This is a genomic window from Corynebacterium sp. HMSC073H12 (assembly GCF_001837775.1).
In the GTDB taxonomy this organism is placed as follows: Bacteria; Actinomycetota; Actinomycetes; order Mycobacteriales; family Mycobacteriaceae; genus Corynebacterium; species Corynebacterium amycolatum.
Genome location: NZ_KV834038.1, coordinates 289,736 through 306,706, shown reverse-complemented (window position 1 = coordinate 306,706; position 16,971 = coordinate 289,736). Strand labels below are relative to the sequence as shown.

The window sequence follows — 16,971 nt, the reverse complement described above, 5'->3', positions numbered from 1 at the left end:
GTCAGCTCTCCTCGGTCAGCGCCCGTGCGTAATATTCATTGCTTGTGCTCAATTCGTCGGGTTTGCCCGCAGCCACAATCCGGCCTTCAGCGATGACAATGACCAGGTCAACGTCCGATAGTGCTTCCATTCGGTGAGCGACCATGATGCTCGTGCGACCTTCAGCGAGGCGGGTCAAGGACTCCTTGATGAGACCTTCCGTCCGACGATCGATGTTCGCTGTCGGCTCGTCGAGAAGCACAATCGGAGCAGTACCGAGCAGACCACGCGCAATGGCCAGGCGGCGTCGTTGCCCGCCTGAAAGCCAATTGCCCTGATCGCCGACCTCCGAATCGAGACCACCAGGGCGCTGTTCGATTTCAGTGAGTAAGTGCACGTCGCGAAGTGTTTTTCGCATATCGACGGCCTTTGCGTCCGGGCATGCGATGCGAAGATTGTCCGCGACGGTGGTGCCGAAAATGGCTGGTTGCTGGGAGATGAGTAGCGAGTTGGCGAGCAACTCCGGGGTTGAAAGCGCGTGGCCGTCGAGGGAGACTTCCCCGGAATGCGGCTGCAGTCCTGCGAGTACACGCAGGAGTGTGCTTTTTCCGGAACCGCTGGGGCCAACGATGCCGACTCTGCTGCCGGCTGGAATTGTCAGGTTGATATCGGAGAGAATGCGCTTTTCGCCGATGTCAACGCTCACATCGCGGAGGGAAATCTCCGGTGCGTGCTGTACGTGCGGTGCCTGCGGCGCGGAGGCATCGGTGGAATGCGCTGTTGCGGCTGTGGACGCTTCAGCTGGAGGTTCACCGAACATCTCCACAATTCCATTTCGATGGGTGCGTCCACCGAGTCCGATGTAGAAGGTCCGGCCGACACGATTAACGGGCTCGTAGAGCAGAACGGATAGAAAAACACCTGCGAGAGCAGTGCCTACGCTGATTGCGCCGGCCTGTAAACGCAGCAGGACAAGGCCGATTGCTGTAGTCGACATTGCAATTCCAAAAACCGCATCGTTGACAATAATCATCAGCTGATTGCGGGCGAGCAGGGCAGTGAGCTCAGCCATCGCAGTGCGAGTTTGGCTGGCAAAACGTGCCATGACCCGGTCAATTGCTCCAAGAACTTTGAATGTGCCCAGCCCTTCGAGCATTTCCAAATACGCATGTGTGGCCTTCGCTTGCTTTCGGCGATACGTCGCATTGGATTTCCGCAGGATTTTTCCAGCACCAATAATGATCAACGGCGTGGAAATGAAAAATAGTGCCAGCCACAAGGCGGTTTTCGTATCCACCCACAAAGCCCAGACCACCAAAATGATCAGTGGAGCACTAAACGAGGCCAACGTGGGAGCGAGAAATGTCGCTCGGTAATTCGCGGTCTGTTCGACGCTTGTGGTCGCTGCATCGAAGAGTAGGCCCTCGCCAGTGTTGGAGACGTTTCGGTCTGCGTGACCAGTTTTCCCACCATCGTGCCGTTTTCCATGCGAGCGTTTCGGGGCCTGTTCAGGAGCAGAAAACTCCGGTTTCAGCACACTGCCAACCACATGCGAGCGCCACAGCTTTTCCTGCTCACCAGCTAGCCGTGGTGGCAGGGCCTCGGTGACATAAGCACAGAGGCTTCCCAGAATGACCGCCACGATTGCAGCGGCCAGAGATTCATGAAGCCCCCAATCCCCAAACCAATTGCCGCCACTGGTGTCTGTGACACCGCCGTGCAAACTGCTGAGAGCATCGAGCGCGTGTCCAAGAGACACGGCACTGAGAGCGAAGAAAAAGCTACGCCCCCAGCTGGATAACAAAACCCAGTGCATTCCGCGGGGAGGCGAAGTCAGTGCTTCATGAATCCACATAGCGACGTGAAAACCTATTTTCTATTTAGCCAGCGCGTCAGCGATCTCACGCAGTCCATCGGGCATGTGCATACCGGCGGTGCCAGAGGTCGTCTTCGCATCGATCAGTTGCACTCGATCATTCTTGACCGCAGCGACGTCGGCAAGCGCCGGATTATCCAGCAACTCCTGGAATGGAGCCTTGCCCTGTCCGTGGAAATCCTGAATCAAAATGACATCCGGATTGAGCTGCACAATTGTCTCCGGATCAGCGGGAACGGCACCCGGGCGCTTGCCCTTTGGCGAAATCGGCTCGCCACCGGCCAGCTCAACGAGATTCGTCGTCGCCGACTGCATTCCCATAATCATCTTCTGACCACCGCGGGCAAACAAGACCAGCGTCTTTGGCTTAGTTGTGGAATCAATTCCCGAGAGAATCTCTTCGGTTTCCGACTCAATCTTGGCAACCATTTCGGCCGCCTTGTCCTCGGCTCCCAGCAACTTGCCGAGCGTGGTCACCGATTCTGCCAGCGCCTTCGGCGAAGCGAAATCACTGCTGGAAAACGCAGCGGTCGGAACATCGCTGGCGCCCAGCAGCTTGCTTGCCGACTGCTCCTGATCATGGCGGCTAGTCATCACCACCATGTCCGGCTCATAGGACAGAATCTGCTCCGGATCCGGCTTCGTGGAGTTGGCAATTGCATTAGGCACCTGACGCGCCAGCTCAACCTGATTACCAGAGGTCTCATCGAGCGCGTTCTTCGTCACCGCGACGACACGATCTGGCCCAACCAGTTCCAGCGCCAGATCTGCAACCTCGGTCGACAGTGCAACGATGCGTTTCGGCTGACTTTGCACCGTAACGTCATGGTCGCCGACGGTCACAGTCCGCGGCCACTGCGCCTGCTTGTTCGTCGCAGTTTCGCTTGACGACGGCTGCTGCGACGCCTCCTCCGAAGAAGAACAGGCGACCACCGCAGCGAGTGGGAGCGCTGCAATCAATGGCAGAGTGAAGGCCTTTTTAGAGTTTCGCTTCAAGGCAGAGATAGGAGAAGTTGGTGAAAACACGAAAGTACTTCCTTGAGTGTTGAGTTTTGATTGTTGGGAAAGTTTTCAGTTGCGTTAGCCCTAGCTGGAATCAGTCAGTCTGAATCAGTCAGTCTGAATCCGTTAGCCGCAATCAGTCAGCCGGGCGAGCCCGAGCCAACGCCGTCACTCGCACCGAACCGGTATGTGGATCGGTATCGACAGCGCTGGAGATGCGATAAATCGCATCTATTCGGGGAGGTGTTAGCACCGCTTCGGCGGAACCAGTGACTTCCAATCCGCCGTTGTGAATCACACTGAGCCGGTGGCAGCTGCGGGCCGCGAGGTTGAGGTCATGAAGGACGACTCCGATACCGTGGCCTTCGTCGGCAAGCTCGCCGAGGAGCTCGAGGATTTCCAGCTGAAACCCGATGTCCAAGGCCGCAGTGGGTTCGTCGAAAAGCATGACCTTGGCCTGTTGTGCCAATAGCTTTGCGATGAACACCAATTGCCGCTGCCCGCCGGACAGAGCCGTGATAGGGCGGTCGGCGAGTGCGGTGACACCAACGCGGTCGAGAGCGTAGGCGACGATGTCGTGGTCCGTGGAGTTTAGTGAGCTGCGGAAACGGTCACGCCGACGGTGGTGCGCGTACCTGCCGAGTGCCACGACAGTTCGAACGTCAATAGCAGCATCGGCCGGTGTGTGTTGCGGCAGGTACGCCAATCGAGTGGCGCGTTCGTGGGTACGAAGCTTCGTCAGCGGTGCGCCGAGGAGCTCAACCTGCCCCGAACTCGGTGTCACAATGCCAGCCATAGCACGGAGCAAGGAGGATTTTCCGGTGCCGTTGGAGCCGATGATGCCGTGGACTTCGCCAGGTCGAATAGCAAGGTTCACGCCACTTACGACGGTCCGATTGCGGTAACCGACACTGAGATCGGTAGCCCGCAGTAGCGCGGTGCTGTCGGTGTCTGGCTTAGTGACGTAGTCGGTGAGATTTTGCGTCTGCTGACTCATGACCGGCGACCACCTTGCCGAAGAATCAACGCGAGTAGCGCAGGTGCGCCAAGGAACGCGGTGACTGTGCCAGTTTGCAGAGCAACTGGGGAAAAGAGACTGCGGGCGACGAGGTCGGCGAGAATGAGAAATACTGCGCCGAGGCACATAGATATGGGCAGCAGGCTGCGGTGATCGGGGCCGATGGCAAGGCGAATCAGGTGCGGGACGACCAATCCGACAAAGGAAATAACGCCAGTGACAGCGACGCCCGCTGCCGTGACTAAAGCAGCCAGGGCGAGTAGCAGTTGCCGGATCCAGACTGTGCGCATACCAGTGGCAGCGGCCTGTTCTTCGCCGAGGAGGAGCAGGTTGAGTTCGGGAATGAGCATCAGCAGGATAACCGTGCCGACGGTAATGGGGCCGACTGCCAGCGCAATGTCTTGCCAATTGGCAGCAGTTAAATCGCCGTTGAGCCAGAACATGGCCTGTTGAGCGTCATCACTGTGTGGCGCGTTCGCGATGGTGGCGGAGATGACTGCGCCGAGGAACGCGTTGAGCGCAATACCGACGAGCAACAGGGTGGCTCCGCTGCCGCCATTGAGACCGGCGACGATCTGGACAAATATGACAGCCAGCAACGCGCCTATGAATGCGCCTGCCGAGAGGACCCACGGCGCTTTCGCGGCCACGCCAGTGACGATGAGAATAACGGCTACCACTGCTGCACCTGAGGAGACACCGGTAACACCGGGTTCGGCCAGTGGATTGCGAAAGACTGCCTGCATGGTTGCGCCTGCGACAGCGAGCGAGGCACCGACCAGCCCCGCCAACAGGACACGGGGCAGCCGAATGCTCCAGACAAGTGATTGCGTAGCAGGGGATATCTCTGGCAGAAGGTGGTTGAGAGCTGGGAGGTCGTCGGAAAGCGTATTGATGAGCGGGGTGAGCAGTGCGACGATGCCGTTGCTGAAACCTGTTCCCGCGGGGCCGATGGAGATCGCCAGGAGGATTGTGGTGGGGACGGCCAGGAAAAATAGAAAGCCGAAGAGCCGGGCTCGAAGTTTTTGTTTTCGAGTACGCGGAAGAGAAGCTCTATCGACAATAGTTTTCATTTGGTTAATGATGGACAATTTGAAAACTATTGTCAATAAAGGAGTGTCGGTGGGGCTGCGCGCTCTCCTAAGTACAGCAAAACCCCGCACCAGCTCCCCTGTGAAAGTGGGGTGCTAATGCGGGGTGAAGAGCGCTGTAGCTTACTTCTCGTCGCCCAGGCGCTCGTCTGCCAAGTCGCGAGCCTTCTTGACCTGGTCGGCCTTGTCCTCGCCGAGCTTGTCCTTGCCCAGCTGCTCAGCCTTGTCCAGAACCTTGTCGGTGTTCTCTTCGTTGTTCAGTGCGTCCTTGGCCTTGTCCATAAGTCCCATGGTGAAGACTCCTTCCATTCGTAATGTCTACTCGCGATTTTTCGTTTGTGACATAGAGTGTACCGATGAATTGGCGACCTTGCGACCGTACTGTCGTCACGGATCCAATCGGCGTCCTCATGGGTCCAATCGGCAGTCCGATTAGCAACACCGCGACTGTGGATTCGCCTCCGCATCAGCGTGTCGACGTCGCCAGAATTCGCGCTCACTGGGGATGGGCTGATCTGGGTGATGAATGCGCAGGTGATCGCAGTATTTCTGGTAGTCATGGTCGCCCATGAGCTCGCCGAAATACCAAGCAATGGCCTTAAATGGCTTCAGTGCTTGCGCAATCATCAGCGTCCCCCAACATGAGCGTGTGAGTGGGCGGTCTCCTGGAAGCGCCTAGGGTCGTCGTCGGGGATCTCGGTCCACGCGGACTCAATTTCCTTCTCAGTATCCGTGCGCACAAAACCAATCGGAGCGAAGTAACGGGAAGCAACGTAGGGCTCAGCACTTGTTCCGACGTCTTTGCCAGAAGCAGCACCATTTTGCAGGGCCTTCACAATTGTTGCGACGCCCGCAAATACAACCATCAGCGTCACGGCCGCGAACACTACAGAGAGCGTTCCCTGTACGGCGGTGTTGCGGACAACGGCATCGATGTCCTCAGCTGTCTTGGCCGTCTTGAACTCAGTCAGTCCCTGCGCCCTCGCATCCTTGAAAGCATTGTGTAGTGCCCAGTAGCCAATCGCAGGGTCATCGTGGAAGATTTTCTGCCACGACGCGGTCATGGTGATAATGAGATCCCATGCCAACGGCAGGCCCGGAATCCATGCCCACTTGATCAAGCCATGCTTTACGACGACCACCGTGATCAGCGTCAATGCCATCGCCGCCAGTAGCTGGTTTGCAATACCGAACAGTGGGAACAGCATGTTGATGCCGCCCAGCGGGTCGGTGACGCCCATGACCAGGATAGAACCCCAGCCGAGGCAGACGACAGCCGAGGTAATCAGGTTGCCGGTGGTCCACGACGCATCGCGGAACTTGGTCAAGCCGGGGATGTTACCGATGGCGTCGCCAAGCATGAAGCGGGCGACACGAGTGCCAGCGTCGATGGTGGTGAGAATGAAAAGGGCCTCAAACATGATGGCGAAGTGGTACCAGAAGGCCTTGAGGGCATCGCCGCCGAAGAGCTCGGCCAGAATCTCCGACATGCCGAATGCAAGCGTCGGGGCACCGCCGGTGCGGGAGACGATGGAGTTCTCCCCGACGGACTGTGCTGCGGCGGTGAGCGCTGTGGCGTCAATATCCGGAGAGTTCAGGCCCAGGCTGTTGACGTAGGTTGCTGCAGTGTCAGCGGCACCACCGGTCAGGGCGGCAGAGGCATTCATGGCGAAGTAGAGGTGCTGGTCGATAATGACCGCCGCGCACATTGCCATCACGGCCACGAAGGACTCCATGATCATGCCGCCGTAGCCGATCATGCGCATCTGGGATTCCTTTTCCACTAGCTTCGGAGTGGTACCCGAGGAGACCAGTGAATGGAAACCGGACAAGGCGCCGCAGGCGATGGTGATGAACAGGAACGGGAACAGTTCGCCGGCAAACGCCGGGCCGGTGCCGTCCAGTGCGAATTTGGTGACTGCTGGCATCTGAATGCTCGGGCTGACCAGCACAATGCTGACGGCCAGCAGGCCAATGACACCGATTTTCATGAACGTCGACAGGTAGTCGCGTGGGGCCAGCAGCAGCCATACCGGCAGGACAGAGGCGACGAATCCGTAGCCAATCAGTGCCCAGGCCAGGGTGGTCTTGTCCCACAGGAAGATGTCATGCCAGGTCGGATCGGCGTTGACCCAACCACCGGCGATGATGGCCAGCATTAGAAGAGCGACGCCGATGATGGAGACCTCAGAGACCCGCCCGGGACGAATGTAGCGCAGGTAGAGCCCCATGAAGATGGCGATTGGGATGGTCATCGTGATGGAGAACACGCCCCACGGAGACTCAGCAAGTGCGTTGATAATGACGACGCCGAGCACCGCAATCAGGATGGTCATAATGACCAAAATGCCGACAATCGCGAAAATGCCACCGACTTTACCCATCTCGTCGTTAATCATCTGACCGAGCGACCGACCCTTGCGGCGCGTGGAAATAGCCAGCACCATGTAGTCCTGCACGGCTCCCGCAAACACCGCACCGAACACAATCCAGATTGTGCCCGGCAGGTAGCCCATCTGAGCTGCCATGATTGGTCCGACTAGTGGGCCGGCGCCGGCAATGGCGGCGAAGTGGTGGCCGAAGAGTACGCGGCGGTCGGTCGGCATGAAGTTTTGGCCGTCGTTATAGCGTTCAGCGGGAGTGGCGCGGTCATCGCGTGGGCGAATGACCTTGTACTCAATGAGGCGTCCGTAGAAGCGGTAGCCGATGATGTAGGTTCCCACTGCGGCTAGCACGAGCCAGGTCGCGTTAACGGTCTCGCCGCGATTGAGGGCAATCATTGCCCAGCCGATGGTCGCGACAATTGCGATGGCGGCAAAAATCAGCCGCTTCGACCAGGGCATTGGACGCCGGTCGACATATCCGACCGGCGGTAGGTCTTTTGCTGGCGCGAGCAATTCGACGCCCGGGCGCTCTGCGATGGTGGTTGCAGAGGCATTGAGTTCTTGCGCTGGCATGGCACCCCTTAGCTAAAAGCATGTAAAAATGCGGTCGGTTCCGACGCTGAGTGTCGAAAAACGCGAGGGGTGGGGCTGTTTGCCGACGGTCCGAGCGGGGAATCAACCAAAAACGAAATAATGCGTGTGTTTGCGCCAAAGGGTGGTGAAACGCAAATGCACCGCGCTGATCAGGTTGAACTCAGTGGGTGGGCAGCAATTATTAGAGAAATTTAACTTTGGTTTAGTGGTAAGTATAGAACCCCCGAAGGGGGCGACTAACACTGACTACAAAATTTCTTCAATTGCCTCGGTAGGACGCGCCATGCGGACACCCTTGTCAGTGACAACAAACGGGCGCTCAATCAGGCGTGGGTGCGCGACCATTGCGTCCAGGAGTTCATCGTCACTGGAATCCCTGGAAAGCCCGAGTTCCTTGAACTCCGCTTCCTTCGTGCGCACAGCATCGACGACATTCAGGCCGGCCGCCTTAATTAGCGAGCGCAGCTCGGCCTTAGTTGGGGGAGTGTCCAGGTACTTGATGATTTCCGGTTCGATTCCGGCTTCGCGCAGTACTGCGAGAGCCTGGCGGGACTTTGAGCAGCGGGGGTTGTGATAAATCTTCGCTTCCATGCCTCCATCATGGCTGATGTTGTGGTGTGAAGGTTAGCGCTGCGGTGAAACCGCCTGCGGTTAGATCCTGTTCACTGTTTATCTTTAAAAAATGTAATGCCAAAAACACTTAAGTTCAATGGGTTGAAAATCTATGTCGTTAGGTTTACTCTCACACGTGAAAGATGAACGGCGAAGTGCGTCCCAACCGCCCCTAAGGTGACCAGCTTTACTGAAGCGGCCGGTCAGCGTAGCCGTCGTAAAGCAGTAACAAACAATCAAGAGCGGACACCAACATGACAATTTCCGGAAAGCTTTCGCGATCAGCTAAGTCCATGTGTGCGGGCCTTTCGATCTTGCTAGCGGGCGCTGGCCTTGCAGCGTGTGGCGATGGCAGTGAGGGAGCCAGCGGCGAGAACCCAATCAACGTCGTGGCTTCCACGACGCAGATTTGTGATTACGTGAAGCAGCTGGACATCGATGAAGTGGATCTGACCTGCCTGTTGGCACCGAATGCAACAGCACATGAGCTGGAAATGACCCATGAGCAGCTGACCAAGACCGGTAACGCGGATCTCTTGTTCGTCAACGGTGTTGACCTGGAGCACTTCCTGGACCAGGCGATTGAGTCCTCGGGCTTTTCGGGAACGATGGCAGTAACCAGTGGCGTTCTCACTGCAGGTGACGTAGATGCCATGAAGGCAGCCAAGGACACGGACAAAACCAAGCCGCTGCCACCAGAGAAGGCGAAGAATGGTAACTACACCATTGACCGAGGCGTGGAAAAGATTGATGTCGCCCCATGGCCATTCCCGCCGGAAGAACCCGGTGAGGAGGCGGAATTCCGCTTCGATCCGCATGTATGGACCTCGCCGAAGAATGCCAAGGTACAGGTTGCCAACATCGGATACGCCCTGGAACAGGTCGCTGAGGAACGTGGCGACAATGAGCTGAAGTCCACCATCGCCGACCACGTTGCGGCCTACCAGGAGAAGCTGAATCAGCTGGATGAGTGGGCAAATAAGTCCATCGCCACCGTGCCGGACCCTGTGCTGTTTACCAGCCACGATGCCTTTGGATACTTCTCCCACGAGTTCAATATCAACTTCATCGGCGCGGCGCTGTCTGATTTCAACGAGCAGCAGGATGCCACGGCCGCGCATATCGCCGAGGCGGCAAAGACCGTGAAGGACTCGGGTGCAACCGCGCTGTTTGCGGAGAACTCGAACAACTCTAAGTCAATTGAGGCGATCGCCAAGGCCGCAGGTGTCAAGGCCATTGTTGGTGAGGACGCACTCTACGGTGACTCCCTTGGTCCGGCTGGCAGTGCCGGCGAGACCTACATCGGTTCCATCATCCACAACGTCACTCAGGTCGTGACGGCATGGGACGGAACTGTCGCGCCGCTGCCAGAGGGCATCAAGTGAGCCGTAACCGCTTAGCTAACCCCATGTCTGCTGACCCCATAGTCACGCTCCGCGATGCCTCATTCGGCTACACGGCGGTACCCATCGTCAGTCACATCACCGCCAGCGTCACGCCGGGTACCGGGCTTGCACTCATCGGCGCCAATGGCTCTGGAAAAACGACTGTGCTGCGCGGAATCCTGGGTGGGACTCGTCTTCTCGCTGGTGAGATGCACAACAACGCGAAGATTGTGTCCTACGTCCCGCAGTCGGCAGACCTCGATTGCACTTTTCCGGTCACGGCTTTCGATGTCGTCGCCATGGGGGTGCTGCACGAACTGCGCCCTTTCCAACCGCTTGGACACCGCAAAGAACGCATCCACGCAGCGCTAGCCAAAGTCGGACTTGCCGACCGCGCCAGCGAACGCTTCGGCAACCTCTCCGGTGGTCAGCAGCAACGCATCCTGTTGGCTCGCGCCATCGTCGCACGTCCGCAACTCGTGCTTCTCGACGAGCCGTTCAACGGCCTCGACACTGAAAATCGGGCGATGCTGCTGAACCTTCTCAACGAACTGAAGGAAATTGGCACGGCGATTATCGCAGCCACCCATGATCTTGTTCTTGCTGAGGAGACCTGCGAAAACACATTAATCGTGGCGGAGCAGCCGGCTTTTGGTGTGACCTCGAAGTTGGTGCCAGCCTATGTGGACTGAGCTTGCGAATGCGCTTGGGGTAGCGCCTTTCATGTTCAGACCGCTGGTGCTGCTGATTGCCCTCGGGGCGGTCTCTGGCCTGGTCGGTGTCATCGTGAACCTGCGTGGCCTCGAGTTCAATGCCGAGGCCATGGTGCATTCGATTTTTCCCGGAATTGTGGCCGGTGCCGTATTCGGCGGCATCGACATGATTATTCCGGTGGCCACGGCGTTTGCGGTGGTAGTGGCAGTGGCACTGACCTTGGTATCACGCTCGCACATGTCGGAAGCCGGAGTGGCCGTTGTACTGACCAGCTTCTTTTCCATCGGTGTGATCCTTTCACTGAAGAAAGGTGACCAGTCAGGACAGCTGGAAGCGCTCATGTTCGGGCGACTGCTGGAAGTCACTGACTCCCGTCTCACCAGCGCCCTGATTGTCTGCGCCATCGCCTTGGCTCTTATCGCAGTGACCTGGCGCCAGCAGGTGTTTGTTGCCTTTGATCGCTTCGGTGCCAAAGCCGCAGGCGTCAATGTGTGGGGCATCGACCTCACCATTAATGCGGCGATTGCTGCGGTCGTGGTGTCGTCGGCAAGCGCAGTGGGCGTGCTGCTGGTAGTCGGATATCTGGTCGTGCCGGGAGCGGCGGCGAGACTGCTGACACGTCGAGTGCATGTGATGGTGCCGATTGCGATTGCAGTGGGCTGCCTCAGTGGAATCGTGGGTTTGGCACTGGTGCCTCTGGGGCCGGTGTCGCCTCAGGCAGTCGTCGCGCTGACCTCGGTGGGACTGTATTTCGTGGCACTGGGACTGCGCGCCGTGATGGGAGGCGACCGTGTCTAGCATCCTGATTTTGCCAATTATCGAACTGATACTGGTAGGAGCTCTGGCTGGAGTAGTCGGGGTACTCGCGGTGCTGGGAAAACAAGTGTTCTTCGCGGAAGCGATTACACATGCGACTTTTCCCGGCGCGGTTGTGGGTGTTGTTATTGCGGCGGCGCTCGGCCTGAGCCACTCGTGGATTTCGGTGTTCCTCTTTATCGGAGCATTTCTGATGTGTATTCCGATTGGGGCACTGTTCGGTCTGTCAAAGGTGGGAACGACGTCCTCGGCGGCGGGAATTGTGCTGACATTCGGGTTCGCACTGGGCTACTTCCTGAATAAGTGGTTCGCCCCGTTGCCGGTGAAGGTTGAGAGTTTCCTGGTCGGCAGCGTACTTAACGTGAACAAGATTGATATTGCGCTGTCGGGTGGGCTCTTGCTGCTGGTGGCGTTGGTGCTGGTGGCTCGGTGGCGCCAGCTGATTTACTTCACCTTCGACCCGGAGTCTTTCAGAGTCGCGCATTCGAGGAGAAAAGCACAGCTGGTCATCAGCGGGCTGATTGTGTTGACTCTGGTGGCGCTGATTCCGGCTGTCGGCACGATTCTATCCATCGCGCTGCTAGCTGCCCCGGCAGCTGCGCTTGTTGGGGTAGTGAACGATACCCGTTGGCTATTCGTGTTGGCGCCATTGATGGGTATCGCGATTGGCCTGGTGGGGCTATTCATTGCGGTGGCGGCGAATCTGTCAGTTGGTGGCTGCATTGGTGTATGCGCCGGCTGTTTCTATGTCCCCCTCAAGATTGCGTCAACACGCAATAGCGCTAGAGTTTGAAGAATGCACGTGGAGGATTTACCAGCAAAGACCCAGGACTACCTCAAGGTCATTTGGGATTTGCACGAGCGCACCGGTGAAAAAGTGGCACTTGGCGACGTCGCTGAGCGGATGGGCGAAAAGAAGCCCACCGCCAGCGAGGCTGTAAAGAAGCTAGCTGCACGTGGCCTTGTCAACCACGAGCCGTACCGGGGCATTAGCCTGTCGGACCGTGGGCGAGACATTGCGCTGATCATGGTGCGTCGCCACCGGCTGATTGAGAGCTTCTTGGTCTCGACTCTGGGATACACCTGGGATGAGGTTCACGAGGAAGCCGAAAAGCTTGAACATGCGGTCTCGGATGATTTCATTAGTCGCATTGATGCAATGCTGGGATTTCCTGAGCGCGATCCGCATGGCGATCCAATTCCCAGCGCAAGCGGTACCATCGCCAGCGCAGTGCGCACCGATTTGACGGATATCGAGGCTGGCGAGAGGGTAGTAGTCGATCGCATTAACGACTCCGACCCTGAACTGCTGCGCTATTTGGCGACCTCAGGGGTAGGTCCGGGAACCGTGCTCCGAGCCGAAGCCGCACCATATGCAGGCATGCATGTCTTTGCCATCCTCGATGAGGTGGACGATGCCGAGCCAAAGAAAATTCATGTGGCAGACTCGGCACTATGGGCAATCAAGGCGACTCCAACAACGAACTGACCAGAGCCGCAGCGCGCTCTTACTATAAGGTGTCGCGGAATCTCACTGGGCCAACTAAAGTGCCACCCGCACCGTCAGTTTCGTTCGACAGCGTGAAGAGTGCTCGTCGGCAGGCATATGCCAGTGTCGAGAGCTTTGATGTGCCACTCAATGCCATCGCTATCTCGCCTGCTGAGCAGCAGGAACACATGGCTGATCTTGAACGCCGCTTGAATGCCTCGACCAAAGACATGCGGGCACTGCTGGACTACGAAGAGCAGCGCATTGCGGTCACTAGCACCGTCAAAGAGGCAATCGTCTATACGTTGCTGGCAATACTCCTTTTGGCAGCAGCCGTCGGACTTGGCTACGCCAGCCACCTGGGGGCCGATGCGATTTTGAATGCTGCGGCGGAGGTGACGCCGCGATGAGTAAACGCTCAGGCTCCGACAACGGGTGCGTGACGGTCATTGTCGTATTTTTCTTCTTCGGCCTGATTATTCAGCTCTTCGGTGTCACGCTGTGGATTCTGCAATATGCATTGCCAGTTGCGGGCTTGGTGCTTGCGATTCTCATTGCATACCAGGCGTGGGCCGGTGTGCGCCGCAGCGCTGAGGCGCACGAGCTCGCCGAGCGTAATCACGCTGAGCTGCAGCAGGTTGCCATGGACACCGAGTACCAGCTCACCGCAATCCTCTCTGCCTGGGACAACGTGAACACCACAATGGGTGTCGGCACCATCTACAAAGATGTATTTGCCTCCGGTGAGGCTACGCCGGAGCTCATCGAGCTACGCGGTGAGCTCTCTCGTGCTCGAAAGCTAAACAACCGACTGCGCGAGCAGCGCGAAACTATGACTAACCGGGAGCTGCTGGACGCCATCTCTGATGCCGACGAGCTGTGGTGCTCGCTGACGAAGACGTATCAGAACGCTCGTCGCGAGCTGTAGTAACGCACTTGAATTACTCGACGGTCATCACGATCTTGCCGTCAGCGTGCCCGTCTTCTAATACTCGGTGGACCTCCGCGACCTCGGTGAGATTCTTAGTCAGGCCGATAGGAAGTGAAATCTCACCGGCAACTACGCGGTCGGCCAGGTCGGCATAAATGGTCGTGTCATTCGAAATAGCCGGAATGTGTGCCTCAATGCCGCGTTCCTTCGTCGGTGTTAAATCGGCCAGCGAAGGCAGCGCCACAATCCGACCATCCGATGCCAACACATCCAGTGAGGGCAGGAAAGTGTCGAAATACACGCCGTCAAGGACAACGTCCACGCCCTCGGGGAACTGTTGTCGCACAGCCTCGAATACATCTTCCGCTGTGTAATCAATGTGCTGCGCACCAAAGCCCACTAGTTTTTCATGATGGCGTGACGACGCGCTGGCCAACACAGTTGCGCCACGGGCAACCGCAAGTTGCGTCATCAGCTGGCCAACACCGCCACCGGCACCATGGATGAGTACGGTGTCCCCGCTTTTTACCTTTGCAAGCTGCTCGACAGCCACGGTCGCCGTGATTCCCACTAGGGCAAGGCCCGCAGCGGTAACGTCGTCAAGCGAATCGGGCGTTCGGACCACACCGTCGGCGGGGAAGACGTTGTGCGTTGCGTAGGTGCCGCGGAAGTCGTCGAAGCTGCGCATGCCGAAGACACGGTCGCCGGGGGCGAGGTTGTCCACGCCTTCGCCGACGGCAACGACTTCGCCAGCGGCTTCGCGTCCGAGCACCGCGGGAGGGGTGAACTTTGCGCACAGGCCGGAAGATCCATCGCGCATCTTGTAGTCCAGCGGGTTTGCGCCGATTGCTGTGGTTTTAACTAGGATTTCGCCGGGGCCCGGCTCCGCAGGCTCGATAGGTGTCCTGGTGAAAATGTCAGCGGGGCCAAATTCCGTAATGGTCATTGCGTATGCGTTGCCTGAATTTGCTGCCATGTCCATCACTGTAGTCCTAGCTGCTAATTATCAACGGTCGGCAAGCGGGAGGGCAGCGGTGACGGCGCCGAACGACTCATTGAGGTAGGCGCTGAGGAGGTCGGCGGCGTGGTGTGGGGTGTCCTCGATGAGAACTTTGGCGATACTGATGTGGCGATCGGCGTATCGGGCATGGAGTTCGATGCTTTGGGGGTAGGAGAGGAAGCAAAGACGGAGTTGGGCCTGAATTGATTCGGCGGTGGCTAACAGGTCGGGGGACCCGGAAGCTCTGACGATGGCGAGGTGAAAGGCATTATTCCGTTCGGGAAGGTTCAATGATGACTGCGAACCACAAATAGAAAGAATCTCTTCGCCGAGGAGCTTTGCTTGGCTCTTGCTTAGCGACCGCAGTGTTCCGCATTCGGCGACATGGCGAAAAGCATACAGCTCGCGGATGCGTTCTTTGTCGAAGGAAGCGATAAAAACGCCGTGATGAGGGATATGAGTGAGTAGCCCCTCAGATTCCAGCTTCCGGTACGCCTGTCGGATGGTGTTGCGACTGACCTGCAGTCGCGCAGCAAGTTGGGTTTCACGGAGCTGCTCGCCGCTGTAGTGCTTTCCGGCGAGAATCTCTCGGCGCAGGACAGTTGCGGTGACATCCGCTACTGAAACGTCATGTTGTTTTTCCCCAGAGGACGTGTGGGTCTGATCGTCGAGGATGTTTCCGGGGGTAGTCATGTAATACAGACTACTAAAGCACTTTTGTGTGGCGGCCATCACCAATTAACATACGAGACATTGTTCAACAATCTCGGTGCAGACGATTTTCAACGTAGGAATCCTTCAACGTGGGAATCGTCTGACTTGTAGGGAAAGGCCTTACGCTATGGACGCTTCAACATCTGCCCACAAGGCGCGTCGAACGGCACTCCTCGGCGCTGTATTCCTGATGGCGACCAGTGCTATCGGGCCGGGTTTCCTCACCCAGACCGCAACCTTTACGGCCAAGCTTGGCGCGGCTTTCGCCTTTGCCATTTTGATCTCGGTGCTTCTTGATATTGCGATTCAGCTCAACGTGTGGCGAGTGATTGCTGTCTCTGGACGCCGCGCGCAGGAGCTCGGCAACGCCGTGCTTCCGGGGTTGGGCTGGCTTATGTCAATTCTCATTGTCATCGGTGGTGTGGTCTTCAATATTGGCAACGTCGGCGGTGCTGGACTTGGTGCGAACGCGATGTTGGGCGTGGACGCAAAGATCGGCGGCATTGTTACTGCAATCCTCGCCATTGGCTTCTTTCTCTCCCGGCGGGCGGGTATGGCGCTGGACAAGGCACTCGTCGTGCTCGGTGTAGTGATGATTCTGGTCACTGGAATTGTGGCGTTCAGTTCTAACCCACCAGTAGGGGAAGCGCTGAAAAACACGGTCATGCCCGACACGATTGACTTGCTGGCAATCATCACGCTGGTCGGAGGCACTGTTGGCGGTTACATTACATACGCTGGCGCTCACCGCATGCTTGACGCTGGTGCCGGCGGTGTAGACAACCTCGCGCAGACCACTCGCTCATCTGTGACGAGCATCATCGTCACGGCCATCATGCGTTTTCTCCTTTTCCTAGCTGTTTTGGGAGTAGTCGCTGGTGGCGTGGTCCTCAATACGGATGGAAACCCCGCTGCGGAGGCATTCCAAGCTGCGGCAGGAGATTGGGGTATGCGCTTCTTTGGTGTTGTCCTGTGGGCTGCGGGAATCTCGTCGATTGTGGGCGCCAGCTACACCTCGGCAACGTTTTTGACTCGTTCCTCGGGTGCAGGAGCCAAGACTCAAAACACGATCACCATTGTCCTAATTGCAATCTCCACGCTGCTTTTCGGTGTCATCGGTACGGCTCCAGCGACACTGTTGGTTTTCGCCGGAGCCTTCAACGGTTTGGTTCTACCAATTGGCGTCACTGTGTTGATTTACATCGCGCTGTTCCGTGCGGACCTCATGAATGGCTACAAGTACCCGAAGTGGTTGGCGGCTATCGGAATCTTGGGTGTCGCAGTCGCCTGGTTCTTGGCGTGGCGTTCGTTCGGCGGTGTGTTTGAAATGCTCGGCTAATCACCCGGTTTCTCGCACAGTGCAGAT

Annotated in this window: 18 protein-coding genes; 8 read left to right on the top strand and 10 right to left on the bottom strand. The window is 57.6% G+C overall.

What is annotated here, in order from left to right; genetic code table 11:
- Position 1: 1 nt before the first annotated feature.
- The 8 genes from HMPREF2708_RS08040 to arsC all read right to left on the bottom strand — a co-directional run bounded on the left by HMPREF2708_RS08040 (position 2) and on the right by arsC (position 8,535).
- Positions 2–1,738, bottom strand: a complete 1,737-nt coding sequence (locus HMPREF2708_RS08040; protein WP_246840388.1) for an ATP-binding cassette domain-containing protein — start codon at positions 1,736–1,738, stop codon at positions 2–4.
- Between the two features lie 117 nt (positions 1,739–1,855).
- On the bottom strand, positions 1,856–2,881 hold the full coding sequence (locus HMPREF2708_RS08035) for an ABC transporter substrate-binding protein (RefSeq protein WP_070833810.1): 1,026 nt from the start codon (positions 2,879–2,881) through the stop codon (positions 1,856–1,858).
- A gap of 112 nt (positions 2,882–2,993) precedes the next feature.
- Entirely contained in the window at positions 2,994–3,854 is an 861-nt protein-coding gene (locus tag HMPREF2708_RS08030) for an ABC transporter ATP-binding protein (RefSeq protein ID WP_070833809.1), read from the bottom strand.
- A complete protein-coding gene (locus HMPREF2708_RS08025; protein WP_246840387.1) occupies positions 3,851–4,948 on the bottom strand; it encodes a FecCD family ABC transporter permease in 1,098 nt (365 codons plus the stop codon). Before HMPREF2708_RS08025 ends, HMPREF2708_RS08030 begins: the two co-directional genes overlap by 4 nt.
- A 141-nt stretch (positions 4,949–5,089) precedes the next feature.
- On the bottom strand, positions 5,090–5,257 hold the full coding sequence (locus HMPREF2708_RS08020; protein WP_083321911.1) for an antitoxin: 168 nt from the start codon (positions 5,255–5,257) through the stop codon (positions 5,090–5,092).
- Between the two features lie 141 nt (positions 5,258–5,398).
- On the bottom strand, positions 5,399–5,578 hold the full coding sequence (locus HMPREF2708_RS08015; protein WP_070833927.1) for a YbdD/YjiX family protein: 180 nt from the start codon (positions 5,576–5,578) through the stop codon (positions 5,399–5,401).
- A 14-nt stretch (positions 5,579–5,592) separates the two neighbouring features.
- Positions 5,593–7,923 carry a carbon starvation CstA family protein gene (locus tag HMPREF2708_RS08010; RefSeq protein ID WP_070833806.1) on the bottom strand — a complete coding sequence of 777 codons (2,331 nt, stop codon included), beginning with the start codon at positions 7,921–7,923 and terminating at the stop codon, positions 5,593–5,595.
- 267 nt (positions 7,924–8,190) lie between these two features.
- Entirely contained in the window at positions 8,191–8,535 is a 345-nt protein-coding gene (gene arsC, locus HMPREF2708_RS08005; RefSeq protein WP_070833805.1) for an arsenate reductase (glutaredoxin), read from the bottom strand.
- Positions 8,536–8,810: 275 nt separating this feature from the next.
- On the opposite strand from arsC, the gene HMPREF2708_RS08000 reads away from it, so the two are divergent.
- Genes HMPREF2708_RS08000 through HMPREF2708_RS07970 form a run of 7 tightly spaced genes read left to right on the top strand, consistent with a single transcriptional unit; the run spans position 8,811 to position 13,888 of the window.
- Positions 8,811–9,941, top strand: coding sequence for a metal ABC transporter substrate-binding protein (locus HMPREF2708_RS08000; RefSeq protein ID WP_070833804.1), 1,131 nt, complete (start codon positions 8,811–8,813; stop codon positions 9,939–9,941).
- A 23-nt stretch (positions 9,942–9,964) separates the two neighbouring features.
- Positions 9,965–10,633: a metal ABC transporter ATP-binding protein gene (locus HMPREF2708_RS07995; RefSeq protein ID WP_070833803.1), complete on the top strand. Its 669-nt coding sequence runs from the start codon at positions 9,965–9,967 to the stop codon at positions 10,631–10,633.
- A complete protein-coding gene (locus HMPREF2708_RS07990) occupies positions 10,623–11,453 on the top strand; it encodes a metal ABC transporter permease (RefSeq protein ID WP_070833802.1) in 831 nt (276 codons plus the stop codon). Before HMPREF2708_RS07995 ends, HMPREF2708_RS07990 begins: the two co-directional genes overlap by 11 nt.
- Positions 11,446–12,264 (top strand): metal ABC transporter permease, encoded by an 819-nt coding sequence (locus HMPREF2708_RS07985; protein ID WP_070833801.1) that lies wholly within the window; start codon positions 11,446–11,448, stop codon positions 12,262–12,264. The genes HMPREF2708_RS07990 and HMPREF2708_RS07985 overlap by 8 nt, the downstream gene beginning before the upstream one ends.
- A 3-nt stretch (positions 12,265–12,267) precedes the next feature.
- Positions 12,268–12,960: a metal-dependent transcriptional regulator gene (locus HMPREF2708_RS07980; protein ID WP_070833800.1), complete on the top strand. Its 693-nt coding sequence runs from the start codon at positions 12,268–12,270 to the stop codon at positions 12,958–12,960.
- Positions 12,927–13,370, top strand: a complete 444-nt coding sequence (locus HMPREF2708_RS07975) for a hypothetical protein (RefSeq protein ID WP_141762934.1) — start codon at positions 12,927–12,929, stop codon at positions 13,368–13,370. The genes HMPREF2708_RS07980 and HMPREF2708_RS07975 overlap by 34 nt, the downstream gene beginning before the upstream one ends.
- The gene (locus tag HMPREF2708_RS07970) at positions 13,367–13,888 is read left to right on the top strand and encodes a hypothetical protein (RefSeq protein ID WP_070833798.1); all 522 of its coding nucleotides are present in this window, start codon (positions 13,367–13,369) and stop codon (positions 13,886–13,888) included. Before HMPREF2708_RS07975 ends, HMPREF2708_RS07970 begins: the two co-directional genes overlap by 4 nt.
- A 13-nt stretch (positions 13,889–13,901) precedes the next feature.
- On the opposite strand, the gene HMPREF2708_RS07965 is transcribed toward HMPREF2708_RS07970, so the two are convergent.
- Together HMPREF2708_RS07965 and HMPREF2708_RS07960 are read right to left on the bottom strand one after the other, a co-directional pair.
- Entirely contained in the window at positions 13,902–14,867 is a 966-nt protein-coding gene (locus HMPREF2708_RS07965; protein ID WP_246840386.1) for a quinone oxidoreductase family protein, read from the bottom strand.
- 30 nt (positions 14,868–14,897) lie between these two features.
- Complete coding sequence (locus tag HMPREF2708_RS07960) at positions 14,898–15,584, bottom strand: GntR family transcriptional regulator (RefSeq protein WP_070833926.1); 687 nt, start codon at positions 15,582–15,584, stop codon at positions 14,898–14,900.
- 148 nt (positions 15,585–15,732) lie between these two features.
- On the opposite strand from HMPREF2708_RS07960, the gene HMPREF2708_RS07955 reads away from it, so the two are divergent.
- Positions 15,733–16,944, top strand: a complete 1,212-nt coding sequence (locus HMPREF2708_RS07955) for an NRAMP family divalent metal transporter (protein ID WP_070833796.1) — start codon at positions 15,733–15,735, stop codon at positions 16,942–16,944.
- The last annotated feature ends 27 nt before the right edge of the window (positions 16,945–16,971 follow it).

What these genes read in the sequence shown, in the direction of transcription:
- HMPREF2708_RS08030 (WP_070833809.1), bottom strand. Translation starts at nt 3,854, where the DNA reads ATGAGTCAGCAGACGCAAAATCTCACCGACTACGTCACTAAGCCAGAC.
- HMPREF2708_RS08025 (WP_246840387.1), bottom strand. Translation starts at nt 4,948, where the DNA reads ATGAAAACTATTGTCGATAGAGCTTCTCTTCCGCGTACTCGAAAACAA.
- HMPREF2708_RS08020 (WP_083321911.1), bottom strand. Translation starts at nt 5,257, where the DNA reads ATGGGACTTATGGACAAGGCCAAGGACGCACTGAACAACGAAGAGAAC.
- HMPREF2708_RS08010 (WP_070833806.1), bottom strand. Translation starts at nt 7,923, where the DNA reads ATGCCAGCGCAAGAACTCAATGCCTCTGCAACCACCATCGCAGAGCGC.
- arsC (WP_070833805.1), bottom strand. Translation starts at nt 8,535, where the DNA reads ATGGAAGCGAAGATTTATCACAACCCCCGCTGCTCAAAGTCCCGCCAG.
- HMPREF2708_RS08000 (WP_070833804.1), top strand. Translation starts at nt 8,811, where the DNA reads ATGACAATTTCCGGAAAGCTTTCGCGATCAGCTAAGTCCATGTGTGCG.
- HMPREF2708_RS07995 (WP_070833803.1), top strand. Translation starts at nt 9,965, where the DNA reads ATGTCTGCTGACCCCATAGTCACGCTCCGCGATGCCTCATTCGGCTAC.
- HMPREF2708_RS07990 (WP_070833802.1), top strand. Translation starts at nt 10,623, where the DNA reads ATGTGGACTGAGCTTGCGAATGCGCTTGGGGTAGCGCCTTTCATGTTC.
- HMPREF2708_RS07980 (WP_070833800.1), top strand. Translation starts at nt 12,268, where the DNA reads ATGCACGTGGAGGATTTACCAGCAAAGACCCAGGACTACCTCAAGGTC.
- HMPREF2708_RS07975 (WP_141762934.1), top strand. Translation starts at nt 12,927, where the DNA reads ATGGGCAATCAAGGCGACTCCAACAACGAACTGACCAGAGCCGCAGCG.
- HMPREF2708_RS07970 (WP_070833798.1), top strand. Translation starts at nt 13,367, where the DNA reads ATGAGTAAACGCTCAGGCTCCGACAACGGGTGCGTGACGGTCATTGTC.
- HMPREF2708_RS07965 (WP_246840386.1), bottom strand. Translation starts at nt 14,867, where the DNA reads ATGGCAGCAAATTCAGGCAACGCATACGCAATGACCATTACGGAATTT.
- HMPREF2708_RS07960 (WP_070833926.1), bottom strand. Translation starts at nt 15,584, where the DNA reads ATGACTACCCCCGGAAACATCCTCGACGATCAGACCCACACGTCCTCT.
- HMPREF2708_RS07955 (WP_070833796.1), top strand. Translation starts at nt 15,733, where the DNA reads ATGGACGCTTCAACATCTGCCCACAAGGCGCGTCGAACGGCACTCCTC.